A 12,217-nucleotide genomic window follows, 5' to 3' on the forward strand; every position below is an offset into this window, starting at 1 on the left:
ATTAGTAATAAACCAAACAAAATGAGAACACTTAGCAAATTTTTAGTTGTTGTTTTTGTAGCATTAATGGCAACCTCAGTTCAGGCACAAGAAATAAATTTTGACCGTAATATAGATAACTTTAGATATCCAGATAAGAGAGGGGTAAATGTTTTTGAATCGCAAAAAGATACTACAAGTACTTTTAATGGAGTAGATGTTAGAGTAGGAGGTTCTTTTGCGCTACAATACCAGCACATAGAAAACGAGAACGCAAATTTAGCAGGTTACGAACTTAAAGAAGCAGGTAGTAACTTTAACCTTGCAACTGCTAATATGGATTTAGATGTTGCGCTATACGATGGAGTGAGAATGCATTTACGTACTTATTTATCTTCTCGTCACCATAATGAACCTTATGTTAAAGGAGGGTATTTTCAAGTAGATAAATTAGACTTTATTAAAGAAGGTTTTTTAGAAGATTTAATGCAATACACCACAATTAGAATAGGGCATATGGAGAACAATTATGGTGATGCTCATTTTAGAAGATCAGACAATGCGCAGGCACTTTACAATCCTTTTGTGGGTAATTTGATTATGGATGCGTTTACTACAGAAGTAGGTGCAGAAGTTTATTACAGAAGAGATGGCTTTATTGGGATGCTTGGTTTTACTAACGGAAAACTAAATCAATCTGTAGAAGAAGATGAAACAGGTCACACAGGAGGGGCTTCATTTTTAGCTAAATTAGGGTATGATAAACAACTTAATAGTGATTTACGTGTAAGATTAACAGGTTCTTTATACAATACTGGTTATGTGCCAAATTCTTACTTATATGCTGCAGATAGAGCAGGAGCTAGATATTATGATGTAATGCAAGCTGCAACATCTACAAGTGATGATTTTAGAGCATCTCGTTACAACCCAAATTTAACCAATAAAATTACAGCTGTAATGTTTAATCCATTTGTAAAATATCGTGGATTAGAATTTTTTGGAACTATAGAAATGGCTACGGGTAAAGCAGACTCAGAATTAGAAGACAGAACTGCAAACCAATATGCAGGAGAGTTAATTTACAGATTTGGTAACGATGAGAATATTTATGTAGGAGGTAGATATAATCTTGTAGATGCAGAAGATATTTCTGGTGAAGATGTAAGTATAGACAGATTTCAACTAGCAGCTGGTTGGTTTATGACAAGAAATATTTTAGTGAAAGGTGAATATGTAATTCAAAACTATAATGATTTTGGAGCTACCAGTATCTTAAATGAAGGTCAATTTGATGGAGTAATGTTAGAAGCTGTGATCTCATTTTAATAATAAACTTCTAACTAATCTCTAATGAAAACGGTGCGGAAATTCTTTTTCGTACTGTTTTCTAATTAAAAAATCTTTTTTATGCGTTTAGTATTTATCTTATCAATAATGATGTTTGGCTTTTTTAATAATTTAAAAGCTCAGTCTGGTATGGTAGAAATTAAAGTAGAAACTAACGTAAACCAATTTACTTGTTTATGTGAAGAAATTAGTTTTATATGTGCAGAATTTAATGATAATGACAAAGTGCTAAAACTTCCTGTGAGTAGTTTTTCTTGCCCAAAAAGATTAATTGAAAAAGATTTAGTAGAATTATTTGAAGCAGAAAAATACCCGCACATTTCTATCGAGATTTTAGAGTATACAGAAACTCAAAAAAATTTTTCTGCAGAAATAAAAATTACGATTAAAGAAACGGAGAAAGTATATCAACTTCTATTAAGTAAAACTTACTATAATGGAGTAGATTATTTTACAGGAAAACAATCACTTAATCTTACCGATTATTATATAGAGCCACCTGTAAAAGCTTTAGGCTTGGTAAAAGTAAAGCCAATAGTAAATATTGAATTTAGAATACCTGAAGAGTTTGTGGTTACCCAATAATCATTCCTGCAATTGTAGCAGATAGTAAAGAAGCTAACGTACCACCAATCACGGCTTTTAATCCAAATTCAGATAAATTTTTACGTTGCCCTGGTGCAATAGAACCAATACCACCTAACTGAATACCAATAGAAGCAAAATTAGCAAAACCACAAAGCATGTAAGTAGCCATAATTATAGACTTCTCGTAAGTTAGGTTTAGCTCTTTAGCTGGGTTTTTTAAATCTGCTAATTGTATATATCCTACAAATTCACTTGCGGCAAGTTTAATACCTAATAGCTGACCCATTAACATCATATCTTCTTTAGCAACCCCAATAAGCCACATTAAGGGAGCAAAAACTACACCTAATATAGATTCTATAGAAAATGACTTATAAGGAGTGTATTCTGCAATAACAGCATTTAAGTGAGTCCATTGTCCTACTTTAGCAAAACCATAATTTACCATAGCAATAATAGCCACAAAGACCAATAACATGGCTCCAACATTTGCAGCTAATTTTAAACCTTCTGTGGTTCCAATAGCAATAGCGTCTAACACATTAGAGCCTATTTTTTCTGAAGAAACTTCTACATCGGTATTTATTTTTTCTTGTTGCGGATAAAGCATTTTAGAAACTACAATTGCTCCTGGTGCAGCCATTACAGACGCAGCCAATAAGTGTTTTGCAAATTCTAATCTAGCAACAGGGTCATTACCTCCTAAAAATCCAATATATGCAGCTAGTACACCACCAGCAACAGTAGCCATACCACCAACCATAACTAGTAGTATTTCAGAACGAGTCATACGTTCTAAATACGCTTTAATCATTAATGGAGCTTCGGTTTGCCCTAAGAAAATATTACCAGCAACATTTAAACTTTCTGCTCCAGAGATACCTAAAAGTTTTGTAAGTACAAAAGCAAAACCTTTTACAACTACTTGAATAATACCATAGTAAAATAAAATAGAAGTTAATGCAGAGAAAAAGATAATAGTAGGTAAAACCTGAAATAAAAATATGTAACCAAAACTAGTGGTGTCCATTAAACCACCAAGTAAAAATTCACTTCCTGCTGCGGTAAATTCTAATATTTTTACAAATATTTTACCAACAAACTCAAAAGAAACTTTTACCCACTCTACTCTTAGCACTCCATAAGCTAGTAATAATTGTAAGCCTAAACCAATACCTACGGTTTTCCAGTTAATAGCTTTGCGTTTACTGCTAAACAAAAAGGCTATTACTATAAGGGTAAACATACCCAGGACACCTCTCCAAAAACTAGTGAATGTAAAACCTTGACTTTTAATAACTCTACTTTTAGGAGCTATTTTTTTGGCAACTTTAAAAGCTATTTTAGAATTTTTATATGAAATTATTAAGCTAGTGTCTGTAACATTAATAACCCTGTAGTTTTGAACGCTATCTTTTGGGCTATTATGAAACAAAACAAGATTGTTGTTTTGGTAAAGGTATGAGCCAGATATTTTATTGCTAGTATTTAAATTGAAAAATTCAAAATCACCATCTTTTAAAGTCAAATTAGAGAATTTAAAGTCTGGGCTTGCAATAGAATCTATCTCGTTATTTATTTGCCATTCTTGCTCAAGGGTTTGTGCAGTAAAAACTGGCATGGAAATAATAGAAAGTAATAAAAAGGTAAACAAGTTTTTCATAACTTGTTTATTTACGTTTAGAAATTTCATCTCTTAGTCTTGCTGCTTTTTCGTAATCTTCATTATTCACTGCTTCATCTAGTTCTTGCTCTAATTGCTTAAGAGATTTATTGCTAGAAGGGTCTGGTTTATTTGTAATTTCTGAAGACTGTTTTAATACATCTTCAATAATTAACTCTGTATTACTTGCTTTATCTTTCTCTACTTCTGTAGTGTTTTCATTACTTTTAAGAAAGATTCCAGCCTTGTCAAGTATATTTTTATACGTGAAAATAGGGGCGTTAAATCTTAAAGCTAAGGCAATAGCATCACTTGTTCTAGCATCAATAATTTCTTCTATTTTGTCTCTTTCACAAATAAGGCTAGAGTAAAAAACACCATCTACCAACTTGTGTATAATCACTTGTTTTACAATAATAGAAAAACGTTCTGCAAAACTTTTAAATAAATCGTGGGTAAGTGGGCGAGGAGGTTTAATATCTTTTTCTAGAGCAATAGCAATAGATTGTGCTTCAAAAGCACCAATAACAATAGGTAATTGCTTTTCGCCGTCCACTTCACTTAACAGAAGTGCATATGCTCCATTTTGGGTTTGACTGTAAGAAATTCCTTTTATGGTTAAACGCACTAAGCTCATACTACAAATAAATCAAAATAAGTAAAATAAAAAAGCGACCTAAATAAGAGCTTTTCATATTTAGGTCGCCCTAATTTTCAGGGGCACAATTTATAAAAAATTACGCGTTATTTGCTTTAAATTCTTTTAATTTTTCATTTAGCTTAGGAACTATTTCAAAAGCATCACCTACAATACCATAATCTGCTGCTTTAAAGAAAGGGGCTTCAGCATCATTATTAATTACAACTTTGTATTTAGAAGCGTTTATTCCTGCTAAATGTTGGATAGCTCCAGAAATACCTATAGCAATATATAAATTAGCTGCTACAGGTTTACCTGTTTGCCCTACGTGTTCACTGTGTGGTCTCCAGCCCATATCACTTACTGGTTTAGAGCAAGCAGTTGCAGCACCAAGAGTTTCTGCTAAATTTTCAATCATTTCCCAATTTTCAGGTCCTTTTAACCCTCTACCAGCAGAAACTACTATTTCTGCGTCTGCAATAGTTACTTTATCTGTAGCTTTATCTACAGATTCTACGTGAATTGTGAAATCACTTTCGTCTAAAGTAGGGTTAAAATCTTCTACAGTTATAGAAGTTTCATTTTCTTTTAATCCGTAGGCATTTTTAGCTACTCCAATAATTTTTACATCACTATTAATAGTAGTAAAATTAAATGCTTTATTGGTAAAAGCGTTTCTTTTTACTGTGAATGGTGAGGTGCTTTCTGGCAAAGCTACCACGTTAGATGCGTATCCTGCTTCAAGGTTGATAGCAACAAGAGGTGCAAGGTATTTATCATTAGCAGTTTGCCCTAATACTACTATTTTAGCATCTTCGCTTTTAGTAGCTTGAGAAATTACATCTGCATAAGCATTTGCATTAAATTTTGAAAGTTTGTCACTTTTTACATTTAAAACTTTGCTTACACCATATGTGCTAAGAGATTCATTTTCTTCAGAATTAATAGTTACTGCTGTTACTGAAGTGCCTAGTTGATCTGCAACGCCTTTTGCGTAAGATGCAGACTCAAAAGAGGCTTTTTTAAATTTTCCGTTTTCTGATTCTATATATACTAAAACTGACATATTTTTATTTTTTTAGATTAATTAAAGTAGATTGATTTTTTACTAAATGGTTTTCGCTTCATTATGTAAAAGATTAATCAATTCATCTAAATTATCTTTATCAATAAGTTTTACATCCCCTTTTGGTGCTGGTTTTTCAAACTTATCTGCAGATGTTTTTTCTTGAGCACCTACTGGCTCAACTACATTTAATGGTTTTTTACGTGCCATCATAATTCCTCTCATATTCGGAATTTTAAGATCACTTTCTTCTACTAAACCTTTTTGTCCTCCTATAACTAATGGAAGATTTGTAGTTAGTGTTTCTTTACCACCATCTATTTCTCTTATAGCAGTAGCTTTGTCACCGTCTACTTCTAGACCAACACAAGTATTCACAAAATTAGCTTTCATTAATTTAGCTAACATACCTGGTACCATACCTCCATTATAATCAATAGATTCTCTACCAGCAATAACTAGATCATAACTACCGTCTTGAGCAACTTTGGCTAATTCTTGTGCTACTTGAAAACCATCTTTAGCAACAGTATTTACTCTAATAGCATTATCTGCACCAATTGCTAATGCTTTTCTTAAGGTAGGTTCTGTTTCTGGCCCACCAACATTTACTACATCTACAGATGCACCTTGTTTTTCTTTAAACCACATAGCGCGAGTTAATCCAAACTCATCGTTAGGGTTAATCACAAATTGAACTCCATTTGTGTCAAATTTTGTATCACCTTCTGTAAAATTAATTTTAGAAGTTGTGTCTGGTACGTGACTAATGCAGACTAATATTTTCATTTTCTTAGTTTTTTGTGTTTAAAAATTCGATTTATAAAAATCTTCATTGCGAATATAAGGAATTTCACAATAAAATACTATGCTTGCATAATAATTTTTTTATGAATTTTTTATAGGTTATGCGAGTGTAATCCTTATTTTTGTGAATTGTAAATATTTTAGCCGAATAATAATGAGAACAATTCAATTTAGAGAAGCAGTAGCTGAAGCAATGAGTGAAGAAATGCGTCGTGATGAAGCGGTGTATTTAATGGGAGAAGAGGTTGCTGAATATAATGGAGCTTATAAAGCATCAAAAGGAATGTTGGACGAGTTTGGTCCAGAACGTGTAATAGATACACCAATTGCAGAAGCTGGTTTTAGCGGTATTGGGGTAGGGTCTACTATGACGGGAGCAAGACCTATTATTGAGTTTATGACTTTTAATTTTAGTTTGGTTGGTATAGATCAAATTATAAATAATGCAGCTAAAATTAGACAAATGTCTGGTGGGCAATTTAACTGTCCTATTGTTTTTAGAGGGCCAACTGCCTCTGCAGGTCAATTAGGAGCTACACACTCACAAGCTTTTGAAAGCTGGTACGCCAACTGTCCTGGTTTAAAAGTTATTGTGCCATCTAACCCTGCTGATGCAAAAGGATTATTAAAAGCAGCTATACGTGATAACGATCCAGTTATTTTTATGGAGAGTGAGCAAATGTATGGAGATAAAGGTGAAGTGCCTGAAGTAGATGAAGATGTGGTTATCCCTATTGGAAAGGCAGATATTAAAAGAGAAGGTACAGATGTAACTGTTGTTTCTTTTGGTAAAATTATAAAAGAAGCTTATACAGCTGCAGAAGAATTAGCTAAAGAAAATATTTCTATCGAGATTATAGATTTAAGAACTGTGCGTCCGTTAGATTATGATGCAATTATCAAATCTGTAAAGAAAACGAATAGATTGGTAATTTTAGAAGAAGCTTGGCCTTTTGGTAACGTTTCAACAGAAATTACTTATAAAGTACAAGAAGATGCATTTGACTATTTAGATGCGCCTATTATAAAAATAAATACAGCAGATACTCCAGCGCCATATTCTCCAGTATTATTGAAAGAGTGGTTACCTAACAGCAACGATGTTGTAAAAGCTGTGAAAAAAGTAATGTATAAATAAAATTATACACCTATATTTACAACTTCATCTCCTACTGGAGATGAAGTTTTTTGTTTTTTATGAGATATATCTACTTATTTTATTTAACTCTATTTGGTGCGTTGTCTGCTTTTGCGCAAACAAAAGTAAGTGGGGTAATTAATGATGAAAGTGGCAACCCTGTACCTTTTGCTAATGTGATTTATGCAAATTCTTCTATAGGGACTATTTCTAATGACGATGGTAGTTTTTATCTAGAGTCTGATCAAAATTTTGATTCAATACAAATCTCATTTGTAGGTTTTAAATCTCAAAGTCTCCCATTAACACAATCTGCAACCTACAATATCACAATTGTATTAGAAGAAGAAGCTAGTGCTCTAGATGAGGTAGTTATCTACCAAGGAAAAACTTCCAAAAAAAATAACCCTGCCATAGATATTCTCAAGAAAATTTGGGAAAATAAACGAGAAAATGGTATTTATAAATTTGACCAATACCAATATAAAAAATACGAAAAACAAGAGTTTGATTTAAATACAATTGATAGCTCTCTTATAAATAGCCGCATTTTTAACGGAATGGAGTTTATTTTTGACGAGACAGATACCAATAGTGTTACTGGTAAAACTTACCTGCCTATCTTTATTAATGAAGCAATTTATAGAGTATATGGTAATAATGAGTCTAATAAAGAAAAAGAAGTTCTTTTAGGGAATAAAAACTCAGGGTTTAGTAATAATCAAACTCTAATAGCATTTTTAAAAGACCTTTATAAAGAATATAATGTTTACGATAATTATTTAAAGTTTTTTGATAAGAGCTTTGTGAGTCCGTTATCTAGAACTGGTATTAATGTATATAATTACGTATTAGCAGACAGTAGCTACATTGATAATAAATGGTGTTATAAAATTGTGTATTACCCAAGAAGAAAAAATGAACTTACTTTTAAAGGAGATTTTTGGGTAAATGATACCACTTGGGCTATCAAAAAGATAAAACTAGCAGCTACAAAAAGTGCCAACATTAACTGGATTAGAGATATTTATATAGAGCAAGACTTTGATGTTTTAAACGATTCTATATTTTTAATTACCAGAGATCACTTCATGTCAGACTTTGCTTTTAAGAAAAAAGATGAAGCTAGAGGGGTTTATGGTAAAAGAACAACATTGTATGATGATTATGCTTTTGATATAGATAGAGGTAATCAATTTTATAATAATGATAGAGAACAATACATAGAGAAAGTTTATAATCGAGACGATAGCTTTTGGGCACAGAATAGAATGGAAAGCCTTAATAAAGACGAGCAAAAAGTCTACAAAATGCTAGATACTTTAAAAACTGTTAAAGCATTTCAGCGATTATATAATATAGGTTCTATTTTAGCTTCTGGGTATATTGAGTTTGATAATTTTGATTACGGACCCATATTCTCCACTTTTGGATATAATGATGTAGAAGGGATAAGAGTAAGAGCTGGGGGTAGAACTTATTTTGGCAGAAATGATCCTTGGCGTATAGAAGGTTATACCGCATATGGTTTTAAAGATAATAAATTTAAATATGGCCTTTCGGGTAAAATTTTAGTAGATGACCGTTCTAGGTTAATTATTAGTGGAGGTAATAGAAGAGATATAGAGCAGTTAGGGGCAAGTTTAACCAATACAAACGATGTTTTGGGAAGAAGTTTAGCTTCTTCGTCTTTAATTACTGTAGGTTCTAATACTAGTTTAACTAATATAAATTTAAGCACATTTGCTCTAGAGGTAGAGCCGCTTAAAAACTTTCAAATTAGGTTTGGAGGTTCTTATAGAACTTTAAGATCTGCTTCAGATAAGTTTAGTTTAGCATATTATACAGATGAAAACCAAACTGCTATTAAATCTGAAATAGATCAAACAGAAATATCTACTATTTTCACCTATTCTCCAGGCAGAAAAACCACTGGTTACGGGGTAGAGAGAACAATAATTAATGATGGTGATTTTCCTCGTTTATTTTTAAATTATTCATTAGGTGTAAAAGATGTGTTTAGTAGTGATTTTGAATATAAGAAAATTCAATTCTATTATAGACACCCTTGGCAATTAGGAGGTTTTGGTAAATTAACCACAACACTAGAAGCAGGTAAAACTTTTGGAGATGTACCTTTAGCTCTATTAAACGTAGTGCCAGGTAACCAAACTCTATTTTCTATTTATGGCGCATACCCATTATTAGATTTTTATGAGTTTGTAACAGATACTTATGCAAGTGTACATGTAGAGCATAATTTTAATGGTAGATTTTTTGGAAGAATACCATTAATTAGAGATTTAAATTTAAGAGAAATTGTAGCAATTAGAGCAGTATCAGGAAGTATTTCTGATGAAAACCAAGCTCTCAATGCCTCTTACTCTAATCCTGTATTATTGGCGCCAAATAATAAACCTTATTGGTCTTACAGTTTGGGAGTAGGGAATATATTTAATGTTTTTAGATTAGATTTTCACTTTAGAGGTAATTATTTTGAAAATCCAGGCGCTAGAAAGTTTGGAGTAACAGGTTCTTTTGGATTTTATTTCTAAAAAAGTAGTTAATAATCAGGACATTTGTTAAATTCGCGGTCTTGTTTAAATTTAAATAATAGATAATTTTTATACGATGACGTTTGATGTTTTAATTGAAATTCCGAAAGGAAGCAGAAATAAGTACGAGTACGATTTTGAACTTAAAAAAATAAGATACGATAGAATGCTTTTTTCATCTATGATGTATCCAGCAGATTATGGTTTCTTGCCAGAAACTTTAGCTTTAGATGGAGATCCTTTAGATGTATTAGTGTTAGTTACAGAGCCTACTTTTCCAGGATGTGTGATAGAAGTTAAGCCAGTAGGTGTTTTTCATATGTCAGATGAAAAAGGTCCAGATGAAAAAATTATTTGTGTGCCAGTAAGTGATCCTGTTGCTTCTAAAATTAACGATTTAAGTGATGTTAACGAGCACCTAGTAAAAGAAATAGAGCACTTTTTTAGAGTATATAAAGATTTAGAAAACAAAAAAGTAGAAGTTGGTAACTGGGGTGATGCTGCAGAAGCTAAAGATATAGTGAAAACCTGTATCGAAAGATTTAAAGATAGTGACGTACCTATGGCGGCTGTAACAATTAAATAATACAGCCATCGTACTAATATATAAGAGCAACACTTTGTAAAGTGTTGCTTTTTTTTTACATAAAAGTCTTAAAGAATATTAAAGAAGAAATCAGCATAGTAAATTTCTAGTATCTTTAAACTTTAACTTTAATTAAATGATTAAGAGAATAAAAAAACTTTTTGGGCGCTATAAAAATTTTGAACAAATTTTAATAACTCCATACCGTAGTTATGCAACTTCTCATCATTTGTACATTTTAGGGAGAGTTTTAGATAATAAGCCTCTAGAAATTAAACAAGAACAAAATTTTTTAAATACTATAAAAAATACGTACAAACAGTTTGATAGTTTTGAAATACCTCAAGCAGAGGTAGAGGTTAAATTACCAGATAGTACTAGTTTTTTTACAGTAACTAATGAAGAAGGGTATTTTACCATAGATGTAAATACTAAAGAAAACCTATGTAATTACACAAATAGCAATGGATGGTTAAATTATGAGCTTTTTTATAGAGGTAAAATGTATCCTCAAACAGTATTGTTAGAAAATCCTTTTAGGGGAGAGTTACTTATTCCAGATAGTAAAGCAGAGTATGGTGTTATTAGTGATATAGATGATACTATTTTACATACAGGGGTAACTTCATTTTTAAAATGGAGGTTGCTTAAAAACTCTTTGTTTACTAATGCTTACAAAAGAATACCTTTAAAAGGAGCTTCTGCTTTGTACCAGAAATTAGCTGCAGGGACACAAAACTCTGGAAGAAATCCTGTTTTTTATTTAAGCAATAGTCCTTGGAATTTATATGAGTATCTAAAACTATTTCTAGATCATCATCAATTTCCTAAAGGTCCAATTTTGCTTCGTAATTTTAGAACTCCTTTTGATAGAAGTTTAAAGCCAGAAAAGCCTCACAAGCAAAAAGAAATTATTAATATTTTAAAAACCTATCCGCAGTTAAAATTCATTTTAATAGGAGATAGTGGTGAGCATGATGCATCTATTTATACAGACATAGCTGCACAATATCCCGATAAAATATTAGCTATTTACCTAAGAAGCGTGAAACATAAAGGGAGAATGCAGCGAGTACAAAGTATATTAGATAACTTTAAAACTACCCCTGTATTATTAGTAAACACTTCTTTAGAAGCAGAAGAGCACGCTAGATCTCAAGGTTATATTAATTAATCATCAATACTAGTTCCAGATGCTGCTCTTTGCGCAATAGGGTTCTTTCTAGGCATTGTTCCAAAAATATGGTCCCACAGGGTAGAAGAAACTCCAAAAGCTCTGTCAGGCTCTCTATAATGATGAATACTGTGGTGGTGCCATAAAACTTTTAAAAAGTTATTAGGTACCTTAAAGGCGTGTACAGAATAATGTACCGCAAGATAACCCGCATAACCAATTAAGAAGCCTGCTAAGAAGCCAAAAACATAATCCCCTAAAATTACTCGGTAAATAATAAATAATACAGTAGCGACGATTAAACTAAGCACAGGCGGCATTGCTAGCCTAGATTTATCTTTAGGGTAATCGTGGTGTACACCGTGCATGGTGTAAGATATTTTTTGTTTACGCTCAGATGTTGCTGGTATGTGGTACAAATAGCGGTGCATAATATATTCTACAAAAGTAAAAAAGGCTAAACCTCCAAAAAACAATACTACCATTTCTGGTGTCTCAAAACCTTTTTCTATAATACCGTAATAAACTAAAGCAATAGAAATAACAGAAAAAATAATTAAGGGTAACGATATGTGTGTATGTGTCAACTTTTCTAAGATAGGATTTTTAAAAAGTTGAGGTGATCCCTTGTGTTTTGGTCTTTTAAGTTTAGTCGATTCCATAGTCTTCTA

The 12,217-nt window shown here is 32.0% G+C and carries 11 protein-coding genes; 6 read left to right on the forward strand and 5 right to left on the reverse strand.

Annotated elements, in window-relative coordinates:
- The first annotated feature begins 21 nt into the window (after window positions 1-21).
- Both BUC03_RS11825 and BUC03_RS11830 read left to right on the forward strand, forming a co-directional pair.
- Window positions 22-1,308: a hypothetical protein gene (locus BUC03_RS11825; RefSeq protein ID WP_073152241.1), complete on the forward strand. Its 1,287-nt coding sequence runs from the start codon at window positions 22-24 to the stop codon at window positions 1,306-1,308.
- Window positions 1,309-1,389: 81 nt separating this feature from the next.
- A complete protein-coding gene (locus tag BUC03_RS11830) occupies window positions 1,390-1,914 on the forward strand; it encodes a YceI family protein (protein ID WP_143159191.1) in 525 nt (174 codons plus the stop codon).
- Here the strand turns inward: BUC03_RS11830 and BUC03_RS11835 are convergent.
- The 4 genes from BUC03_RS11835 to BUC03_RS11850 all read right to left on the reverse strand — a co-directional run bounded on the left by BUC03_RS11835 (window position 1,904) and on the right by BUC03_RS11850 (window position 6,075).
- On the reverse strand, window positions 1,904-3,580 hold the full coding sequence (locus tag BUC03_RS11835; RefSeq protein WP_073152326.1) for a NupC/NupG family nucleoside CNT transporter: 1,677 nt from the start codon (window positions 3,578-3,580) through the stop codon (window positions 1,904-1,906). The two genes, BUC03_RS11830 and BUC03_RS11835, sit on opposite strands and share 11 nt — an antisense overlap.
- 7 nt (window positions 3,581-3,587) lie before the next feature.
- The gene (locus tag BUC03_RS11840) at window positions 3,588-4,217 is read right to left on the reverse strand and encodes a bifunctional nuclease family protein (RefSeq protein ID WP_073152246.1); all 630 of its coding nucleotides are present in this window, start codon (window positions 4,215-4,217) and stop codon (window positions 3,588-3,590) included.
- 100 nt (window positions 4,218-4,317) lie between these two features.
- Complete coding sequence (locus tag BUC03_RS11845) at window positions 4,318-5,286, reverse strand: electron transfer flavoprotein subunit alpha/FixB family protein (RefSeq protein WP_073152249.1); 969 nt, start codon at window positions 5,284-5,286, stop codon at window positions 4,318-4,320.
- Window positions 5,287-5,328: 42 nt separating this feature from the next.
- Window positions 5,329-6,075 (reverse strand): electron transfer flavoprotein subunit beta/FixA family protein, encoded by a 747-nt coding sequence (locus tag BUC03_RS11850; protein ID WP_073152252.1) that lies wholly within the window; start codon window positions 6,073-6,075, stop codon window positions 5,329-5,331.
- A gap of 172 nt (window positions 6,076-6,247) precedes the next feature.
- Here BUC03_RS11850 and BUC03_RS11855 point away from each other — a divergent pair, with 172 nt between their 5' ends.
- From BUC03_RS11855 to BUC03_RS11870, 4 genes are all read left to right on the forward strand, one after another.
- Window positions 6,248-7,231: a pyruvate dehydrogenase complex E1 component subunit beta gene (locus BUC03_RS11855; protein WP_073152255.1), complete on the forward strand. Its 984-nt coding sequence runs from the start codon at window positions 6,248-6,250 to the stop codon at window positions 7,229-7,231.
- A 59-nt stretch (window positions 7,232-7,290) separates the two neighbouring features.
- Complete coding sequence (locus BUC03_RS11860; RefSeq protein ID WP_073152257.1) at window positions 7,291-9,786, forward strand: DUF5686 and carboxypeptidase-like regulatory domain-containing protein; 2,496 nt, start codon at window positions 7,291-7,293, stop codon at window positions 9,784-9,786.
- A 76-nt stretch (window positions 9,787-9,862) separates the two neighbouring features.
- The gene (locus BUC03_RS11865; RefSeq protein WP_073152260.1) at window positions 9,863-10,372 is read left to right on the forward strand and encodes an inorganic diphosphatase; all 510 of its coding nucleotides are present in this window, start codon (window positions 9,863-9,865) and stop codon (window positions 10,370-10,372) included.
- A gap of 136 nt (window positions 10,373-10,508) precedes the next feature.
- Window positions 10,509-11,546, forward strand: a complete 1,038-nt coding sequence (locus BUC03_RS11870) for an App1 family protein (RefSeq protein ID WP_073152263.1) — start codon at window positions 10,509-10,511, stop codon at window positions 11,544-11,546.
- Here the strand turns inward: BUC03_RS11870 and BUC03_RS11875 are convergent.
- Window positions 11,543-12,208 carry a sterol desaturase family protein gene (locus BUC03_RS11875; protein ID WP_073152266.1) on the reverse strand — a complete coding sequence of 222 codons (666 nt, stop codon included), beginning with the start codon at window positions 12,206-12,208 and terminating at the stop codon, window positions 11,543-11,545. The two genes, BUC03_RS11870 and BUC03_RS11875, sit on opposite strands and share 4 nt — an antisense overlap.
- Window positions 12,209-12,217 lie beyond the last annotated feature (9 nt).

The organism is Mesonia phycicola, from assembly GCF_900141885.1.
Classification (GTDB): Bacteria; Bacteroidota; Bacteroidia; order Flavobacteriales; family Flavobacteriaceae; genus Mesonia; species Mesonia phycicola.

Bases quoted from the DNA above. Each gene is read 5' to 3' on its own strand.
- BUC03_RS11825 (WP_073152241.1), top strand. From the start codon at position 22: ATGAGAACACTTAGCAAATTTTTAGTTGTTGTTTTTGTAGCATTAATG.
- BUC03_RS11830 (WP_143159191.1), top strand. From the start codon at position 1,390: ATGCGTTTAGTATTTATCTTATCAATAATGATGTTTGGCTTTTTTAAT.
- BUC03_RS11835 (WP_073152326.1), bottom strand. From the start codon at position 3,580: ATGAAAAACTTGTTTACCTTTTTATTACTTTCTATTATTTCCATGCCA.
- BUC03_RS11840 (WP_073152246.1), bottom strand. From the start codon at position 4,217: ATGAGCTTAGTGCGTTTAACCATAAAAGGAATTTCTTACAGTCAAACC.
- BUC03_RS11845 (WP_073152249.1), bottom strand. From the start codon at position 5,286: ATGTCAGTTTTAGTATATATAGAATCAGAAAACGGAAAATTTAAAAAA.
- BUC03_RS11850 (WP_073152252.1), bottom strand. From the start codon at position 6,075: ATGAAAATATTAGTCTGCATTAGTCACGTACCAGACACAACTTCTAAA.
- BUC03_RS11855 (WP_073152255.1), top strand. From the start codon at position 6,248: ATGAGAACAATTCAATTTAGAGAAGCAGTAGCTGAAGCAATGAGTGAA.
- BUC03_RS11860 (WP_073152257.1), top strand. From the start codon at position 7,291: ATGAGATATATCTACTTATTTTATTTAACTCTATTTGGTGCGTTGTCT.
- BUC03_RS11865 (WP_073152260.1), top strand. From the start codon at position 9,863: ATGACGTTTGATGTTTTAATTGAAATTCCGAAAGGAAGCAGAAATAAG.
- BUC03_RS11870 (WP_073152263.1), top strand. From the start codon at position 10,509: ATGATTAAGAGAATAAAAAAACTTTTTGGGCGCTATAAAAATTTTGAA.
- BUC03_RS11875 (WP_073152266.1), bottom strand. From the start codon at position 12,208: ATGGAATCGACTAAACTTAAAAGACCAAAACACAAGGGATCACCTCAA.